11 protein-coding genes and 2 tRNA genes are annotated in these 18,653 nt (G+C 70.3%); 3 read left to right on the plus strand and 10 right to left on the minus strand.

The features are described from left to right. Positions 1 to 56: 56 nt before the first annotated feature. The 5 genes from AAFO60_RS02635 to AAFO60_RS02655 all read right to left on the minus strand — a co-directional run bounded on the left by AAFO60_RS02635 (position 57) and on the right by AAFO60_RS02655 (position 5,837). Entirely contained in the window at positions 57 to 1,025 is a 969-nt protein-coding gene (locus AAFO60_RS02635) for a DMT family transporter (protein ID WP_347954576.1), read from the minus strand. Next, on the minus strand, positions 1,019 to 1,585 hold the full coding sequence (locus AAFO60_RS02640) for a TetR/AcrR family transcriptional regulator (RefSeq protein WP_347954577.1): 567 nt from the start codon (positions 1,583 to 1,585) through the stop codon (positions 1,019 to 1,021). The genes AAFO60_RS02635 and AAFO60_RS02640 overlap by 7 nt, the downstream gene beginning before the upstream one ends. A gap of 216 nt (positions 1,586 to 1,801) precedes the next feature. Continuing rightward, on the minus strand, positions 1,802 to 2,941 hold the full coding sequence (locus tag AAFO60_RS02645) for an acyl-CoA dehydrogenase family protein (protein ID WP_347954578.1): 1,140 nt from the start codon (positions 2,939 to 2,941) through the stop codon (positions 1,802 to 1,804). A gap of 204 nt (positions 2,942 to 3,145) precedes the next feature. Further along, a complete protein-coding gene (locus AAFO60_RS02650) occupies positions 3,146 to 4,339 on the minus strand; it encodes a L,D-transpeptidase (protein ID WP_347954579.1) in 1,194 nt (397 codons plus the stop codon). Positions 4,340 to 4,535: 196 nt separating this feature from the next. Further along, on the minus strand, positions 4,536 to 5,837 hold the full coding sequence (locus tag AAFO60_RS02655; RefSeq protein WP_347954580.1) for an NAD(P)/FAD-dependent oxidoreductase: 1,302 nt from the start codon (positions 5,835 to 5,837) through the stop codon (positions 4,536 to 4,538). 133 nt (positions 5,838 to 5,970) lie between these two features. Between AAFO60_RS02655 and AAFO60_RS02660 the strand changes: the two genes are divergently transcribed. Further along, complete coding sequence (locus AAFO60_RS02660; protein WP_347954581.1) at positions 5,971 to 6,852, plus strand: LysR family transcriptional regulator; 882 nt, start codon at positions 5,971 to 5,973, stop codon at positions 6,850 to 6,852. Between the two features lie 89 nt (positions 6,853 to 6,941). Here AAFO60_RS02660 and AAFO60_RS02665 read toward each other — a convergent pair. The 3 genes from AAFO60_RS02665 to AAFO60_RS02675 form a co-directional block, all read right to left on the minus strand. Further along, positions 6,942 to 7,015, minus strand: a tRNA-Met gene (locus AAFO60_RS02665). 70 nt (positions 7,016 to 7,085) lie between these two features. Further along, positions 7,086 to 7,158, minus strand: a tRNA-Lys gene (locus tag AAFO60_RS02670). A 136-nt stretch (positions 7,159 to 7,294) separates the two neighbouring features. Further along, positions 7,295 to 7,516, minus strand: a complete 222-nt coding sequence (locus AAFO60_RS02675; protein ID WP_347954582.1) for a DUF3618 domain-containing protein — start codon at positions 7,514 to 7,516, stop codon at positions 7,295 to 7,297. A gap of 163 nt (positions 7,517 to 7,679) precedes the next feature. Here AAFO60_RS02675 and bcp point away from each other — a divergent pair, with 163 nt between their 5' ends. Beyond that, the gene (gene bcp / locus AAFO60_RS02680) at positions 7,680 to 8,153 is read left to right on the plus strand and encodes a thioredoxin-dependent thiol peroxidase (RefSeq protein ID WP_347954583.1); all 474 of its coding nucleotides are present in this window, start codon (positions 7,680 to 7,682) and stop codon (positions 8,151 to 8,153) included. A gap of 16 nt (positions 8,154 to 8,169) precedes the next feature. Next, positions 8,170 to 8,805, plus strand: coding sequence for a TetR family transcriptional regulator (locus AAFO60_RS02685; RefSeq protein ID WP_347954584.1), 636 nt, complete (start codon positions 8,170 to 8,172; stop codon positions 8,803 to 8,805). 132 nt (positions 8,806 to 8,937) lie between these two features. On the opposite strand, the gene acpS is transcribed toward AAFO60_RS02685, so the two are convergent. After that, a complete protein-coding gene (gene acpS / locus AAFO60_RS02690) occupies positions 8,938 to 9,333 on the minus strand; it encodes a holo-ACP synthase AcpS (protein WP_347954585.1) in 396 nt (131 codons plus the stop codon). Further along, positions 9,330 to 18,578 (minus strand): fatty acid synthase subunit beta domain-containing protein, encoded by a 9,249-nt coding sequence (locus tag AAFO60_RS02695; RefSeq protein WP_347954586.1) that lies wholly within the window; start codon positions 18,576 to 18,578, stop codon positions 9,330 to 9,332. Before AAFO60_RS02695 ends, acpS begins: the two co-directional genes overlap by 4 nt. Positions 18,579 to 18,653 lie beyond the last annotated feature (75 nt).

The raw sequence follows: 18,653 nt of genomic DNA on the forward strand, positions 1-18,653 counted from the left end.
ACCCCCGGACGCTCACCGCCCGGCGCCAAAGACCAATTGTCGTCCATCGGCACCGATCACGGAACTGATTCCACCGGAACGGCTTCGGGCGTCGTCCGTTCGGCCTCGGGCGATCGGTCCGCCGCCGAACCCGACATCGCCTGCAGCGGAAGGACGCAGGCGATGAGGGCCATGCCCAGCCAGCCCGTCGCGGTCAGTCGTTCGCCGACCACGATCACCGCGAGGATCGCCGCCACCGCGGGCTCGGCGAGGGTCAGCGTGGTGGCGGTGCTCGCCGGGATCCGGGTGAGGGCGAATCCGAACAGGAGGTAGCCCCCGAACATGGGGACCAGCGCCATGTAGATCGCGACCGGCAACCCGCCGGGCGAGGTGATGATCGGCGCCCCGGTCACGATCAGCACCGGCATCAGCATCAGTCCCCCGCCGCCGAACACGGCGCCCATCGACGCGGCCCGGCTCACGCCCGCCGCCATCAGGGTGTGCGCCACCCAGGAGTATCCGGCGTACGCCAGGCCCGCGATCAAGCCCAGAAGCACACCCCACACGACTGAGCCGCCGACGCCGGAGGCGTCGAACCCGGCCGTGCACAGCAGCACGCTGCCTGCGATGCCGAGTGTTGCGGCCAGCAGCCACCGCGAGCCCAGACGGGCACCGTCGACGATGCGTTCGAGCAGGCCGGTGAAGATCGGCGCCGAACCGAGGGAGACGACCGAGCCGATCGCGACGCCGGCGAGCTGCATGGAACTGTAGAAGGCCAGCGGATAGATCGCCACGCCGACCGCGCCCAGCAGCACCAGCGGTCGACGGGTGCGCAACAGCGGCAGTTCGCGACGCAGCGGTCGGGCACCGATCACCGCCTGCAGCAAGCCGCCGATCCCCAGCGCCGCCGCGCCGATCGCCAGCGGCCCGACGCCGGGCGCAAAGGTGGCGGCCGTCCCGGTCGTCCCCCACAGCAGACAGGCCACGGCGACGGCGGCGATGCCCGCCGACCGTCCGGCGCCGAGCGAGCCGGGCGCCGTCACCATCGCGCCATGATCGTCTCGGCGAGGTCGCGGGCGCGGCGGATGCACGCCTCGTTCCCGTCCAGCCCGGCCCGGCTGGTGGCCCCTTCGAGGAGGAAGGCCAGATGCTCGGCGGTCTCGGCCGGGTCCGGGCATCCCGCAGTCACCAGATGCTCGCGCAGGATCTCCTCGACGTGTTGCTTGTGCGCTCGCACCGCGTCGCGGCCGGGTGCCCCGACCGGCAGTTCCGCGGCGGCGTTGAGCAGCCCGCACCCGCGGAAGCCGTGGTCGTAGCCTGCGCGAGCGTGGTCGAGGTAAGCGTCGAAGACGGCGAGCACCGCCGCGCGCGCGGATTCGGCCGCGGCCAGTCGTCCCCGGTACAGGTCCAGCCATTCGGCGTGCCTGCGCTCGATGTAGGCGAGCATCAGCTCGTCCTTGGACGCGAAGTTGTTGTAGAGACTCTGCTTCGCCACTCCGGCCTCCGCGGTGATCGCGTCGATGCCGGTGGCCGCGATCCCGTCGGCGTAGAACAGTCGCGCCGCCGCGTCGAGCAGCCGGTCCTTCGCTGACGCTCCCCGTCCCATGGCGGTCCCCTTTCGGCCCGGTTCAGCGATCTCGAATCGGGACGAGGTCTGGACCGGAACAGTGATTAGGTAGACCAGTCTACCTAATCGGGTTTCCGTGAGCAGCGCGGGTCCTCACTGATCACCGGGCGCGCCCGCGACGACGCGAACGCCGCCAGGATGCTCACTGAGTTCCTGGCGGCGTTCATCAACCCGTAGGAGCCGGCGGCATGACGGTCACAACGAGCGGGAGATGATCTCCTTCATGATCTCGTTGGTGCCGCCGTAGATCATCTGGACGCGGTTGTCGGCCCACATGCGTGCGATCGGGTACTCGTTCATGTAGCCGTAGCCGCCGAAGAGCTGCAGGCAGGTGTCGGCCACGCCCATCGCGCGATCGGTGGTCCACCACTTGGCCATCGCGACGGTCGGGATGTCGAGCTCGCCGCGCAGATGCTTCTCCATGCAGTCGTCGAGGAAGACACGCGCCACGTGCGCCTCGGTCGCGACCTCGGCGAGCTTGAACTTGGTGTTCTGGAAGCCGAACACCGGGCGACCGAAGGCGGTGCGCTCCTTGGTGTACTCGAGCGTCTTCTCGAGCGCGATCTCCATGCCCGCGACCGAGGCGACGGCGATGATGAGGCGCTCCTGCGGAAGCTGGGTCATCAGCTGGATGAACCCGAGGCCCTCCTGGTCGCCGAGCAGGTTCGACTGCGGAACCCGGACGCCGGAGAAGTTGAGTTCGGCGGTGTCCTGACCGCGCATGCCGACCTTGTCCAGGATGCGGCCGCGACCGAAGCCCTCGCGATCGGTCTCGACCAGAATCAGCGAGATGCCCTTGGCGCCTTCGCCGGTGTCGGTCTTGGCGACGACGATCACCAGGTCGGCCTGTCCGCCGTTGGTGATGAAGGTCTTCGATCCGTCGATGACGTAGTCGTCGCCGTCCTTGATCGCCTTGGTCTTGACGTTCTGCAGGTCGCTGCCGGTGCCCGGTTCGGTCATGGCGATGGCGCCCACGACTTCACCCGAGGCCATCTTGGGCAGCCAGTGCTTCTTCTGCTCCTCCGACCCGTAGGCGAGGATGTAATGCGCGACGATGCCGTTGTGCAGGCTCTGCCCCCACGACGAGTCGACGACGCGCGCCTGCTCCTCGATGAGCACGGCCTCGTGCGCGAACGTGCCGCCACCGCCGCCGTACTCCTCGGGGATCGACATGCACAGCAGGCCGACCTCGCCCGCCTTGGTCCAGAGGTCACGGTCGACGTGATGCTGCTCGATGAAGCGTTCGGAGTTCGGTGCGACCTCCTTCTCGCAGAATGCGCGCGCCATGTCGCGCAGTGCGGTCAGGTCTTCGGTCTCCCACGAAGGACGTGCCATGTGTTGAGCTACCTATCTCGAGTGTGACAACAGCAACGGTGCTTGATCTGACTCACCAGTACTATACGCGTGTACCGGATCCATCGTGAGTCGATCGTAACATCGAACAATGACAACGTCAGCCTCCGACGTCGGTCGACGAACAAGGCGCCCGGAACCGTCGAGGTTCCGGGCGCCTTGTTCGTTCGTGCTGTCAGGCGTCGGTCAGGCATTGCCCTTCGACCACGTGGACCACGGGATGTTCCAGTCGCCCAGGCCGTCGGTGCCCGGCAGTTCCGGGCCGACGGTGTTCTTCACCGTCACCGGGTCGCCCCGCAGGGTGTTGCGAACGATCCAGAGGGCGTCGTCCGGACTCAGATTGAGGCAGCCGTGGCTGGTGTTGGTGTTGCCCTGCGCCCACATCGACCACGGTGCGGCGTGCAGGTAGATGCCGCTGTACGACATCTGGGTGGCGTAGTCGACCGGGGTGCGGTAGCCGTCGGCCGAGGTGATCGGCACACCGTAGGTGGACGAGTCCATGATGATGTGATCGAGACGATCGCCGATGATGTACACGCCGTTGTCGGTGGGCGTGCCGTCCTTGCCCATCGAGGTCGGCATGGTCCGGATCACCTTGCCGTCGCGCTTGACGGTCACGGTCTTGGTGTTGTCGTCCGCGACCAGCTCCATCTGACGTCCGACGGTGAACGACGACGAGGAGTTGTCCTCACCGAACAGCCCGTCGCCGAGGTCGATGCCGAAGACGTTGGCCTTCACGCTGACCTTGGTGCCCGGCTTCCAGAAGTTCTCCGGCCGCCAGCGGACCTCCTGGTCGCTGATCCAGTAGAACGCCCCCTTGACCGCAGGCGTGCTGGTGATCTTGATGGCATCCTGGGCCGCCTGACGATCCGGGATCGACTCGTCGAAGCGCACGCCGATCGTCTGCGCCACGCCGACCGTCTCGCCGTCGGGCGGGCTGATGTAAGCGTGGGTGACGTTGTTCGGCGCCCGGGTGATGAAGCTCGTGGTGCTGCGGGTCTTGCCGCCCACGCCGATCGCATCGGCGGTCACCGTGTACTTCTTGCCGTAGCCGAAGGGCTCGGCGCTGGTCCACTTGGTGCCGTCGTCGCTCAGGGTCCCCTTGATCGGGGTGCCGTCGGACTTCGGGATGGTCACCGAGCCGATGGCGCCTTCGGATGCGGTCACGACGATCGGCCGACCCGGCTGGACGCCGACCGCCCCCTTGGTGAGCGGCTTGCCCGACTCATCGGAGACCGAGATCGCCGGCTTGATCATGTCCGCGTACTCACCGCTGGCGTGGACTTCACCGTCGTAGCTGCTGCACGACGCGATCAGCATCAGTACAGCCGAGAAGGCAAAGACGGTCGTGATCTTGGCCCCGAACCCACGATCGCGCATCCGACGAAAACGCATTGTGCTCCCATAGCAAATCATCCGGATCCACCGAAAGCGGACCCTATTCCGGTTGCCCATTGTACGAGAGCCCGGCGACGGGCTCCACATCGGACACGTGTGGAGCGACACACACCATTCACGCGAACGACGTGGATCGCTTCTCGCCCGCGGACATCCGGTCCGCGGGCGAGAAGGCGTGTCAAGCAGCCGAATCGGCGAGCGTGCCCGCCCGTGCGGGGTCGCCGTCGTCGTGTCGTTCCGCGACGGCGGGCCGGGCGGCGTCCGCGCGAACCTGCGCGAACCCCGGGCGCGACCGGCCGGCGAAGGCGCGGAACCAGGACAGCACCGCACCGAGCCGGTTGCGGAAGCCGACCAGATAGAACAGGTGGACGCCGAGCCAGGTGAACCAGCCGAGGACTCCGGTGAGTTTGACGCCGAGCGGGGCGTCGACCACCGCGTTGTGGCGGTTGACGACGGCCATGCTGCCCTTGTCGACGTAGCGGAACCGGGTGCCGCGGACCGTCGCTCCGCGGATCATGTCGGCGGCGTGCCTGCCCTGCTGCATCGCGACCGGGCTCTGCCCCGGCAGCTTGTGCAGGCTGGTCATGTCACCGATCGCGAAGACGTCCGCGCGGCCGCCGACCGTCAGGTCCGGGTTGATCAGCAGACGTCCGGCACGGTCGGTCGCGCATCCGGTCGCCTCGGCGATCACCGCCGCCAGGGGCGTCGCCTGCACGCCCGCCGACCAGACGACGGTCCGCGCGACGATCGTCCGCTCGGTGCCGTCGGCCTGCTTGAGGGTCACCGCTTCCCCGTCGATGTCGGTGACGAAGGTCTCGGTGAGCACGTCGACCCCGGATCGGGCGAGGGTCTTGCGCGTGAACGCCGACAGGCGCCCGCCGTAGACGGGCAGCAGATCGCCCGCGCCCTCCACCAGGTGGACGGTCGCAGGCGCCTCGGTGAAGTAGCGGTTGCCGAGTTCGCGGATCTGACCGGCGACCTCGACGCCGGTCGCGCCTCCGCCGACGACCACGAAGGTGTGTGCGGCGGCGTCGTTCATCGGGGCGGCGAAGCAATCCTTGAGGTGCGCGCGCAGCCGGACGGCGTCATCGAGGGTCTTGAGCGAGAAAGTCGACTCGGCCCACTCGTCGTGCCCGAAGTAGCCCTGGGTGGCACCGGCGGCGACGATCAAGTACTCGTAGGCGATCTGCTCGACGCCCTCGCCGGTGGCGTAGGTCAGCGTCTTGGCCTTCGCATCGAGTCCGGTCACGTAGCCTTCGATCACCTCGATCGAATCCTTGTCGGCCAGCACCTCGGCGATCGGCGGGGCGATCTCCTCGGCCCGCAGGACACCGGTCGCGACCTGATACAGCAGCGGCTGGAACAGATGCTCGGGCGTCGCGGAGATCAGCACGGTGTCGACGTCCGACTTCGCCAGCTGCTTGGCGGCGGCCAGTCCCCCGAATCCTGAGCCGATCACGACGACCTCGGTGCTGCGCATGTCCCCACTTCCCTCTCGTTGTCTGGCGTCCGGTGGTGTGTTAATCAGCGTTCCAGATGGAATCTGGTGCTTCAATCTCGTTGATCACTGCTTTTCGGATGAGATTGATCTGTTCTGTTCATAAGATGAGGGAATGGAGTTCCGCCAGCTCGAGTATCTCGCCGCCGTCGCCGACACCGGCGGCTTCTCCCGGGCCGCGCAACGCTGCTTCGTGTCCCAGTCCGCGATCAGTCATCAGATCGCCGCCTTGGAACGTGAGCTGGGCATCGATCTGTTCGACCGCTCGACCCGCCGGGTCCGGCTCACCGACGCCGGCGAGGCACTGCTGCCCCGCGCCCGCGAACTGCTGCGCCTGCGCGACGACGCGATCGCCGCCGTCGCGCCGCAGCCCAACCGGGTGCGGATCGCCGCCAACATGTCCTTCGCCGGTGCCGCGCTGGCCGCCGTCTCCGCGGTCCGCGAACGCCACCACGATGCGGAGGTCGACTTCCTGATCAAACCCTTCGGCCAGCGGATCGCGGCCGTCGCCGCGGGGGACGCCGACCTCGCGCTGATCCGAGGCCGACTGCCCGACGACCGGCCCGAGACTGCGGGCCTGTATCTGGACCCGCTGTGGATCGAACAGCCGGTCGTGGCGTTCAGCCCCCGACATCCACTCGCCCGGCTGGGCCGTCCGCCACGGCCCGAGGAACTGGCCGAGTACCCCCTGCTGCTGCCGCCGCTCGACAAGCAGGTCCTGCTGCACCGGCTCGTCGAACGGGTCTTCACCAAGGCCGGCGTCACCGCGACCTACGGCCCGGAGATCCGCGACGGGCATCCGGTGAGCTTCGATCTGGTCAACCGGCCCGACTCGTGGACGCTGCTCTACGAGGACCTGCGCCAGCCCGGGATCATGTGCCGGCACAATCCGGCGTTCACCCTGACCGTGTCGGCGGCGCTGCGTGCCGACGCCGAACCCAATCCCCTCGTCGCCGATCTGCTGACCGAACTGTCGGGCGGATATCGGCGAGGATAGGCGTTAGGCGTCGGGCGCGGCAGGTGGGGATGCCGAAAACGAGAGAACCCCCGTTCACCGATTCGGCGAACGGGGGTTCTCTCTTCTAGTAGCGGGGGCAGGATTCGAACCTACGACCTCTGGGTTATGAGCCCAGCGAGCTACCGAGCTGCTCCACCCCGCGGTGGTGACGACGATCGTCGTCTGGAAAAAGGCGATCCCCTCCGACTTGGAAGGGGATCGGCCGTTCTCTGTGCGCCATCAGGGACTCGAACCCCGAACCCGCTGATTAAGAGTCAGCTGCTCTGCCAATTGAGCTAATGGCGCTTGGCCTTGCTGCACTACCGCGGTGGCTGTTGCCGCTGCGGCCTTGCGGAAAAAACATTAACACCCTGCACGCCCAGAACAAAAATCGGCTGGTCAGAGGCCATTTCTGTACGTTCCCGCAAAGGCAGCACGACGATCAGCGGAAGATCTTGCGAACAACCACCACGACGACGAGGGCGCCGGCACCGATCAGACCGAACTTCACCGGCGGCCGGTTGACGATCTCGACGGCCTTGGTCTTGGCGTCGTCGGCCAGTCGCTGCGGGTTGGCCCGCTCGACGAGTTGGTCGAGTGTGCCCGCCAGCTCTTCACGGGCCTTGGCGATCTCCTGCTCGATGCGTTCGGTTTCGTCGGCCACTGCGGCCCTCCCTCTACTCATCCGCTCACGCTCGGCGAGCGGTCTCGAATATCGCGCCCACATGCGTCTGTGCCACGCAACGTCGCATCATGAATCGACACGACAGACAACGGTTCGAGCCTACTTCAGTCGGTGCCCTGTTCGAATCCGATAGCCTTGCCCCATGTCTGGCAATGAACGACTTTCGGTCGGAGACAAGGCGCCTGCGTTCACCCTTCCCGACGCGGAGGGCAATCCCGTCTCGCTCGCCGATTACGCGGGCCGCAAGGTGATCGTGTACTTCTACCCCGCCGCGATGACGCCGGGCTGCACCAAGCAGGCGTGCGACTTCCGCGACAATCTCGCCGAGCTGAACGGCCAGGGCATCGACGTCATCGGCATCTCCCCCGACAAGCCCGCCAAGCTGGCGAAGTTCGTCGACCGCGACGAGCTGACCTTCCCCCTGCTGTCCGACCCGGACAAGGAGGTCCTCACCGCGTGGGGCGCCTTCGGCGAGAAGAAGCTGTACGGGAAGATCGTCAACGGCGTCATCCGCTCGACGTTCCTGGTGAACGAGGACGGCACCATCGGCGCGGCGCAGTACAATGTCCGCGCGACCGGGCACGTGGCGAAGCTGCGCCGCGACCTGTCGATCTGAGCCGTCGACCGGCCCGATGTCCGACACCGATCCCGCACAGCCGCTGGTCCCCCGCAAGCGGCCCACCCAGGCGCGCAGCCGGCGCACCTTCGAGTCGATCCTCAACTCGGCTCGCGAGGTCCTGATCGATGTCGGCTTCGAGTCCCTGACGTGCGAGCAGATCGCCACGCGGGCCGACCTGCCGATCGGCACGATCTACCAGTACTTCGCGAACAAGTACGTCGTCGTGTGCGAACTGGACCGCCAGGATTCGAGCACGGTCCGCGACGAGCTGAGCCAGTTCGCCGCCGAGATCCCGTCGCTGGAGTGGCCGCAGCTGCTCGAGAAGTTCCTCGATCACCTCGCGGAGCTGTGGCGGACCGATCCGTCACGCCGCGCCGTGTGGCTGGCCGTGCAGTCCACCCCCGCCACTCGCGCGACCGCGTCGATCAACGAACGGATCCTCGCCGACCAGGTGGCCCGCATCCTCGCGCCGCTGACCCCGGATCAGCGCGAGCGGCGCGCGATGATGGCGCAGGTGCTGGTGCACACCGCCTTCTCCCTGCTGAGCTTCTCGGTGCAGGAGGGGCACGATCACGAGATGACCGTGTACGAACTCAAGCGCATGCTCGGCGGCTATCTGATGCTCGAAGAGGTCGCCGGCCGCGGCTGACGGCCCCGACGGAACGGCCCCGACGGAACGGCCCCGACGGAAACGACAACACTGTCGTTCGGTGCCACCTGGTGACACCGAACGACAGTGTTGTCGTTTCTGCTGTGGTCGTTCTGCCTCAGTCGTGCTGACTCAGCCGCGGTCCTCCAGGATCGCGACCGCGGCGGCCATGTCGCCGTCGTGGGTCAGCGAGACGTGGATGTCCAGGCCCGCGAGGGCTTGGGCGATGTCGCCGTGCAGCCGGATGCGCGGACGTCCGTGGTTGTCGGTCTGCACCTCCACGTCGTGGACGGCGCTCTCCGGCAGGAGCGGCGCCGCACCGAAGCGGCTCGACGACCACGCCTTGATCACCGCCTCGCGCGCCGCCCAGCGCGCGGCGAGGTGGCGGGCGTCGTCGCCGGTCCGCTCGGCGGCGTCGCGGCGTTCACCGACGGTGAAGGTGGCGCCGAACGACGAGCCCGGCGTGCGCAGCTGCTCGGCGAAGTCGGGCACCGACACCAGGTCGATGCCGACTCCGACGACCGTCATCGGGAACCGTCCGCGTAGGCGCCCTGCTCGTTCAGGCGTGCCTGCGGGTCGAGCAGCAGGCCGGCCTCGACCTCGTGCTCGTCGCCCTCGCCCAGGCGACGGTCGGCCGGGCGCTGGTAGACGGCGTCGCCGCCGCACATGGCCTCGAGCAGACGGTGCCGACCTGCGCGCAGACGCTCGGCGCTCTGCGCGCGGTAGGCCGCCCGCTCCTGCGCGTCGAGGGTGGCGATGAACGCCTCCGGGTGGACCACCGCGATCAGGCCCGACACGTGACCGAAGCCCAGCGAGGTGAGCAGACCGGCCTTGAGCGGGAACCGCTCCCCCATCCGCAGGGTCTCGCGCGGCCACACCAGGTGCGGGTACTCGCGCATCTTCTCGTCGACGCAGTCGAGGCTGCGGTTCGGCGGGATGACGCCGTCGCGCAGCATCTGGCACATGCCGATCAGCTGGAAGGCGGCGGCGCCGCCCTTGGCGTGACCGGTCAGCGACTTCTGCGACACGACGAACAGCGGGGCGCCGGTGTTGCGGCCGATGGCCTCGGCCAGACGCTCGTGCAGTTCCGACTCGTTCGGGTCGTTGGCCCGGGTCGAGGTGTCGTGCTTGGACACCACGGCCACGTCGTCGGCGCTCACGCCGAGCGCCGACAGCGCGGTGGCCAGCGGCGACGCCTTGGCGCCGCGAGCCGCGCCCAGGGCACCCAGGCCCGGGGCCGGGATCGAGGTGTGCACGCCGTCGCCGAAGCTCTGCGCCCACGCCACCACACCGAGGACCGGCAGGCCGAGCTGCGCGGCGACGTCGCCGCGGGCCAGCAGGACGGTGCCGCCGCCCGCCGACTCCACGAACCCGCCGCGACGGCGGTCGTTGGCGCGCGAGAAGCGGCGGTCGTCGATGCCCTTGGCGGTCATCTTCGCCGAGTCCGCGGTGGCCGACATGTCGCCGAAGCCGACGATGCCTTCGATGCCGAGGTCGTCGAAGCCGCCGGCGACGGCGAACAAGGCCTTGCCGAGGCGGATCTTGTCCACGCCCTCCTCCACCGAGACGGCGGCGGTGGCGCAGGCGGCGACCGGGTGGATCATGGCGCCGTAGCTGCCGATGTACGACTGCACCACGTGGGCGGCGACGACGTTCGGCAGGGCCTCCTGCAGGATGTCGTTGGCCTTCGACTCGCCCAGCAGCGTGTCGATGTACAGCGAGCGCATCGAGGTCATGCCGCCCATGCCGGTGCCCTGCGTGTTCGCGACCAGGCCGGGGTGCACCCAGCGCATCAGCTCCGACGGCGAGAAGCCCGCGGTGACGAAGGCGTCGACGGTCGCGACCAGGTTCCACAGGGCGACGCGGTCGACGGACTCGGCCATGTCGGGCGAGACGCCCCAGCGGACCGGGTCGAAGCCGGTCGGGATCTGCCCGCCGACGGTGCGCGACAGGCTGGCGCGACGCGGGACGCGGATCTCGGTGCCCGCCAGGCGGGTGACCGTCCAGTCGCCGGTCTCGGCGTTCGGTGCGATCCGGGTGCGCTCGGGATCGGCCGAGGCGAACTCGCGGGCCTGCGCCTCGTTCGGGACCGTGAAGGTCAGGTCCTTGTCGAGGAAGACCGACTCGAGCAGCGGCGCCGTGTTGTCGACCATGGCGCCCTCGTCGGCGTAGCGGCGGATGCCGCACCGTTCGACGACCGCGTCGTGGTAGCGCTCGGCGATGTCGGCCTCGGCGACCGGGTCGCCGCTCTCGACGTCGTACCAGCCCGCCTTCGGCGTCTGCTCCCAGGTGATCAGCCCGGTGGTCCACGCCAGCTCGAGGACGCCGGCGGCCGAGAGCTCCTCGTCCACCTCCATCTCGAAGCGGGTGCGGGCCGAGCCGTACGGGCCGACCTCGCCCGCACCGACGATGACCACGAGGTCCTCGGGACGCGAGTCGAGCTCGGGCCACGCGTGGGCCAGCGGGGTCTCGGCGCGCGCCGGGGCGGGCAGCGCCGCCAGGCGGACGCCGTCCTCGACGGTGTCGTCGGCCGGCGCCTGCGGGGCCTCCTGCGCCGCAGCCGCGGCCTCGGCCGCCAGCTCGCGCAGGTTGATCTTCTCCGGGTCCAGACCCGCGGTCAGATCGGCGACCAGCGGCTGCGCGGCCGCCGACTCGCGGGCCTGCGGGGTGCACAGTTCGACCAGCGCGGCCGCCATCTCCGGCGTGCTCCAGGTCTTGACGCCCGCAGCCTCGACCGCCTCGACGAGACCGTCGTTGCCGCCCATCAGGCCGGTTCCGCGGACCCAGCCGATGAGGGCGTGCGCGAGGCTGGTGCGCTTGTTCCACGACTCCTCGGCACCCCAGCGGGTGACGAGCGCGTCGAGCGCGGCCTTCGCCTCACCGTAGGCGCCGTCGCCGCCGAACATGCCGCGGTTCGGCGAACCGGGCAGCACCACGTGCAGGCGGGCGTCGATGTCGTGGTCGGCGCCGATGCCGGACAGTCCGGCGATGAGCCGTTCCACCGACCAGAGCAGGACCTTCATCTCCATCTCGGCGCGGGCGCCGGCGTCGGTGAGGTCGCCGGCCACGCGCGGAGCGGCGAACGGGAACAGCAGGGTCGGTCGCATCACCGGCTTGACGACGGCGGTGCTGGCACCCAGGTTCTCGGTCTGCTCGGTGCCCAGCCACTCCACGAGGCCGTCCACGTCGCCGTACGAGGCGAGGTTGGCCGGCACCACCCACAGGGCGGCGTCATGGCGGGCGTGCGTGCGGTACAGGTCCTTGTAGAAGGCCACCCGATCGCTGTTCAGCCGCGACGTGGTCGCGACGACGGTCGCGCCGCCGGCCAGCAGGCGTCCGACGACGGCCGCCGCGATCGATCCCTGCGAGGCGCCGGTGACGACGGCGACGTCGTCGGCGAACTCGCCCGGCTCGGGCAGCTGTGCGGCGTGCGCGATGGCGGCGTACACGGCGGCGTGCTGGTGCATGCCCAGTGCCAGGGCCTTGCCCTGCCACCAGGTGGCGTGCTCGGCGATCTGCTCGCCGGCGCCGGTCATGGCCGCTGCGAGCTCGTCGTGGCGGACGTCGACGTCCGCCGCCTCCTCCAGCCACAGTCGGGCCAGGTCCTCGCGGGCGCTCGCCCACCGGTCGTCGAGGAGCACGGCGCGCTGCTCGTCGAAGGCCGGGGCGACGGTCCGCTGCCAGTCCGAGCCCAGTTCCGCGCTGACCAGGTCGGCCAGTTCGGCGTTGGGGTCGGCCTCGACACCGGCGGCGTCGACGACGTCGGTCAGCCCGAGCTGATCGAGGATGGTGTGTGCGGCCTGCGCCAGCACCCCGTCGGGGCCGGTGATCTGTTCGGTGAACTCGCCGAGGGCGGCCGCGTCGACGGTCCCGCCGCCGGCCGCAGCGGCCGCGGGCAGTTCCACCGCGATGCCGCGGGCCGCGCCGACGCTGCGGACGGCCCGGTCGATCAGGGCGTCGAAGTCGGCGGCCGAGCCGACGCCGCCGTCGAGCAGGTCGCCGAGGTCGCCGCCGCGCACGCTGACCCCCTCGCGGGAGCCGAGGGCCACCGCGACGAGCGTGTGCCTGCCCCAGCCCTCACCGAGCTGCCAGGCGTCGCTGACCCGGTCGGTGATGTACGAGGCGCGCTTGCCGATGGGGCCGACGACCTTGCGGATCTGGTCGCCGACGGCGTCGGTGAGGACCGCGCCAAAGGGCTTGTAACCGCGGGCGAGGGTGCTGACAGTCGAGGCGAGGGCGCCCATGTCGGCTTCGGCGGCACCGTCGATGGCGCCGAGTCCGAGCTCGGTGCCGACGTCGAGGAGCAGCTGGTTGCGACGCGAGGACACACCGTCGCACAGGGCTTCGATGGTGTCGGCCGGTCCGATCTGCGCCGGGGTCATCTTGGTCCACAGCGAGATCACCGCGCGGACCGCGTCGGCGGGACCGAAGGCGATGTCGTCCGGACGTGGCCCGGCGGCCGCTGCCGGAGCCGCGGCGGGGACGGCGGCCGCGGGTGCGGCGGCCGGAGCAGACTCGGCCGCCACCTCCTCGACGACCTCGTCCTCGACCGGCTCGGGTGCGGAATCCTCAGCGCGCAGCACCGCAGCGTCGGATTCGACGTTGAGCACCTCGGCGGCGGCCGCCTCGTAGTCGGGCAGTTTCAGGGTGTTGCGAGCCAGCCCGCACAGGGTCGGCGCGTTCTTGACGCCGACCTCGACGAACCGGTCGATGCCCAGACCGCCCTCGGCGGCCGGGGTGAACAGCAGGTCCTGGGTCTCGATCCAGCGGACCGGGCTGGCGAACTGCCAGGCCAGCAGCTCGATCAGGATGACCCGGGTCAGCTCCGACGGACGGGCGGCCCAGGCGTCCCATTCGGCGAGCACCGCATCGAGCGGATCGGACGGCACCAGGCCGGCGATCTCGGTGACGAACTCGCGGCTCAGGTTGAACAGTCGCGGCACCAGGTTCGGGATGTAGCGTCCGACCAGGATGTCGGGGTCGATGTCGGCCGGCAGCAGTTCCTCGAGCTTGCCGCGGAACTCCGGCACGCCTGCGCGCAGGACGGTGGAGTGGAAGGGCACGTCGATGCCGGGAACCAGGATGAACGCGCGCTTGCCGCCGAACTCGGCGACGCGGCGCTCGATCTCGGCTTCCAGCAGCTCCAGGCCTCGGACGCTGCCCGCGATCGCGTACTGCGAGCCGAGCAGGTTGAGGTTGACCACCTCGAGGAACTCGTCGGCGTCGCGGCCGATGCCTGCGACGAAGTCCTCGACGTCGGCGTCGGACAGCCCGAACTGGCTCGGGCGGATGGCGGCCATCCGGTAGTCGGAGCGGCCCTTCTCATCGCGCGGGACCAGGTGGTGCATGGCGCTGCCGCGCTGGAAGACCACCTCGAGGACGGCCTCGAGCGGCAGCACACCCGCGCAGGCGGCGAGGGCGTTGTACTCGCCGACCGAGTGACCGCAGGTGATCGAACCGTCGACGAACGAGCCGGACTCGCGCAGTTCGGCGATCTGCGCCACGCCGAGGGTCGCCATCGCGACCTGGGTGAACTGCGTCAGGAACAGCACGCCGTCGGGGTGGTGGTAGGTGACGCGGGTCCGATCCGCCCCGCTCCCGGCGACGGTGACGAGGGTGGTCGGGTTGTCGCGGACGACGGCCAGGATCGAGAAGCCGAGGGCCTCGCGGGTGTGCTTGTCGGCACGGTCCCAGATCTCCCGAGCCGCAGCCGAGCGCGACCGGGCCTCCAGGCCCATGCCCTTGTGCTGGATGCCCTGACCGGGGAAGGCGTAGACGGTGCGCGGCGCATCGAGCAGCGCGGTGGCGGCCATGACCAGTTCGCCGTCGACCTTGGCGGTCAGCTCGACGGTCTCCCGGCCGGTGTCCATGCCGACGCGGTCGACGCGGATGTCGACGGTGTCGCCGAGGCGGACCATGCCCAGGTAGCGGGCGGTCCATCCGCGGATCGCACGCGGCGCGGGCACCGGGTTCTCCCGGTCCCCCGCCGACAGCACCTGCTGCGCGGCGGCCGAGAGCCACATGCCGTGGACGATCGGATCGCCCAGGCCCGCGAGGCGGGCGGCGAGAGCGTCGGTGTGGATCGGGTTGCGGTCGCCGGAGACGACGGCGAAGCCGTTCATCCGGTGCGGCGCCTCGATGGTGGCCGACCGCAGGTGCTTGCGGGTGCCCGCGTGCTCGTCGGCGGCGGCGCCGCCGGCACGGACCGGGTCCGCGAGGGTCGCTGCGCCGGTGCGGCCGCGGATCGCGAACCGCTCGGTGAGCACGGCGATCGTGCCCTGCGCGTCGGCGACGTCGACCTGCACCTCGACGACGCGGCCCACGTCGGAGTCGGTGACCCCGATCAGTCGGGCGGCGACGGTCAGCTCGGTGTCGACCGCGGGGATCTCACCGGTCAGCTCGACCGCGTGGTCGAGGTGGACCAGGTCGAGCAGACCTTCGACGACCGGCAGGCCGTCGGCGGTGCGGGCGGCGCCGATCACCGAGAAGACGCTCGGCCAGCAGGCCACGACGAGGGTGTCGGGGACGGCGAAGCCGTTGGGCGAGGCCGGGGTGGTCGGGGTCAGGGCGCCGGGCAGCCCGGACGCGGTCGCGCCGCTGTGGTCGGCGACCGAGTGCGCCTGCCAGCCGACGGTCGACGTCACGACGCCGTCGACGGACTCGATCAGCTCGCCGCCCGCGGCGACGGTCAGCAGCTCACGCATCGCGTCGGCGGCACCCGCGGTCGTGATGCGGGGGCTGCCGCCGTCGATCGCGCGGAGGTCGCCGGCGAACGGGATGCGCAGGATCGATCCCGACACCGGCACCACCAGGTCGAGACGGATCTCGTCGTCGGCGGTCTCGGCATCGGGGACGAAGGCCAGCATCGCGCCGCTGGGGTGCTCGGCGTACTCGCCGTCGTAGAGCTTCCAGGCGTCGCGGTCGCCGAGCAGGGCGATCGGGTTGCGGACCTGGCGGCCCGCCCAGAGGACGTCCTCGGCTTCGATGACGACGCTGAGGGGCCCGGACTCGGGGACCACGTCGCGCCGACGGCGCGCGGCGACGACCTGCGGCTGCTCGCCGATGGCGCGCAGATCCGCGGTGACCTGAGCCTCGAAGCGGTTCAGCAGGTCGCCGACCGGCTCGTCGACCTCGGTGATGCCCGCGACGGCGACGGTGCCGGGGATGATGCACACCTCGTCGGCGGAGTACCGCGCGTCGTGCGCCTGCCACAGCGAGTCGCTGCGGTACCAGCGGCGCACGTCCTTGTCGATGACGGGGACGAAGTTGACGGGCTTGCCCGGGGTGCGGCACAGGTCCAGGAAGAAGGCGACGTCGGCCGGGTGCAGGATGTCGACGTCGACCGCCGGGTACATCTCGGCGAGCGCGGCGATCACGGCGTGCGGGTCGGCGAAGTCGTCGCCGAAGGCGGACACGAACTCGCCCGAGTCGAGCTCGTTCATCCGCGCCTCGGTGCGGCGCAGCATGTCGGCGAAGCGCTGCTCCCAGGTGATGTCGGCCCAGCCGTACCGGCCGTCGGCACCGGTGGCGAGTTCGGCGTAGCGACCGAGCCACGCGCGGTAGGTCATCGTGGTGACGTCGCCGAAGTAGGGCTTGGCGGTGCCGGCGAGGGCGGCGATGATCTCCTCGCGCCGCTCGGCGACGGCCTCGGCGTCGCCGGCGACCTCGTCGAGCAGGCGGCCGGTCCGCGAGGCGGTGTTGTCGATCTCGTGGATGTCGGCGCCCAGCTGGCTGCGGCCCGAGGCCATGCCGGCCTCGGCGTGTCCGGCGCCGATCCAGGTGTCGCAGCCCTCGGTGTCGACCAGCAGCTGCTTCACCTCGGGAGCGGTGGTGGCCTCCAGGGTGGCCATCGCGGCGGTGCCGACGAGGATCCCGTCGAGCGGCATCACCGGGTAGCCGTGGGCGACCGCCCAGGTGCCGGTGATGTACTCGCTGGCGCGCTCGGGCGTGCCGATGCCGCCGCCGACGCACAGGACGACGTTGGACCGGTCGCGCAGTTCGGCGTAGGTGGCCAGCAGGAGGTCGTCGAGGTCCTCCCACGAGTGGTGACCACCGGCGCGGCCGCCTTCCACCTGAACGATGATCGGGAAGTGCGGGACCTGCAGGGCGATGCGGACGACCTGACGGATCTGGTCGACGGTGCCGGGCTTGAAGGCCACGTAGTGCAGGCCGGCCTCGGTGAACTCGTGGACCAGGTCGACGGCCTCGTCGAGTTCGGGGATGCCCGCGGTGATGATCACGCCGTCGAAGGGCGCGCCCTTGGCGCGCGCCTTCTGGACGAGCTTCTTGCCGCCCAGCTGCAGCTTCCACAGGTACGGGTCGAGGAACAGCGAGTTGAACTGCACCTGACGGCCGGCATCGAGAAGCTCCTCGAGACGGGCGACATTGCCTTCGAAGATCTCCTCGGTGACCTGTCCGCCGCCGGCGAGCTCGGCCCAGTGCCCGGCGTTGGCCGCCGCGGCGACGATGGCCGGGTCGACGGTGGTCGGGGTCATGCCCGCCAGCAGGATCGGCGAGCGGCCGGTGAGGCGGGTGAACGCCGTGTCGACGACGGTGCGGCCGTTCGGCAGGCTGATCAGGCGCGGTGCGAAGACCGACCAGGGGCGCGAGACCTCCGGGGTCGAGCCGGGGACGAACAGGTTGCGCTGCCCGCCGCGCGTGGCTGCGGCGACGACGCCCACGCCCTGCCCGCGCAGGTTCGGCGCCGACAGGCGCGAGGCGAGGTCCATCGGACCGAGGTCGATCATCCAGCGGGCTCCGGAACCGGCGGCCTCACCGACCAGCTCCACCCAGTCGACGGGGTCGACGAGGACGGCCGTGGCGTACCGGCGGACGAGCTCGGCGTCCAGGCCGCAGCGCTGCGCCCACTCGACGGCGAGCTCGACGGCAGGTGCCAGGTCGGGGTGGTGGAACGGGACGGTGACGTTGAGGTCTTCCAGAACGGGCGAGAACGGCGTGCCGCCGGTGATCTTCCGCTTGCGCGCGTCGGCCTCATCGGCGGCGCGCAGCTCGGCGAGGGCGGCGAAGGCGGCGAGGTGACGCGGCGCACCGGACAGGACGACGCTGCGGCGCGAGTTGACGATGGCGACGGTCGGCAGGCCCGGGCCGTCCGCGGGACGGCCGGCGAGGTACTCGGTGAGCAGGTCGGAGACTGCCTCGGCGCTGACGCCCGAGATCGAGATCATCGGGGCGGCGTCTCGGGTGCCGAGCAGTCCCGCGCGGCGCGCGACGACGGTCGAGGCGGCGCCGATGATCTGTGCGACCGCCAGCAGGTCGGCGTCGGCGACGGTCGGGAGCTGCCCGTCGGCGGCGACGGCCTCGGTGGCCAGGATGCCCTGCGAGTGGCCGATGACCGCGCTCGGCGGCAGCACCGCGGTGTCCAGCCCCTGCTTGCCGAGGTTGGCGACGGCGGCCAGCTGGGTGAGCAGGATGCCGGGCAGGGACACGAGCGCGTCGGCGAGCTGCGTCTCGCTCGGGACCGGGAGCTCCTCGTCCTGGGCGCGAATCCACTCGAGCGGCTCGAACCGGTCGCCGCCCGCGGCGGCCAGCTCGTCGGCCACCGGCGCGACGGCGGCGCGGGCCTGCTCGACCGTGGCCGCGATCGACTGGCCGAGATCGGCGTCGGTCACCAGCTCGGTGAGGGTGGGGAGCCAGGCACCGCCTTGGCCGCCGAAGCAGATCGCGTAGCTCTCGCCTGCGGCGAGTCGGTCGAGCAAGCTGCCCGACTCCGTCTTGTCGGTGGATCGGCCGGTGCGGTGCTGGTCGAGGGTCACAAGCTCTCCTGTCGAGCGTCTGGGGGCAGAGAATAGTGTCGCGGGAACGTGGCCCATATTCGCACAGAAACATGA

This window comes from Gordonia aichiensis (assembly GCF_039946255.1).
GTDB lineage: Bacteria > Actinomycetota > Actinomycetes > Mycobacteriales > Mycobacteriaceae > Gordonia > Gordonia aichiensis_A.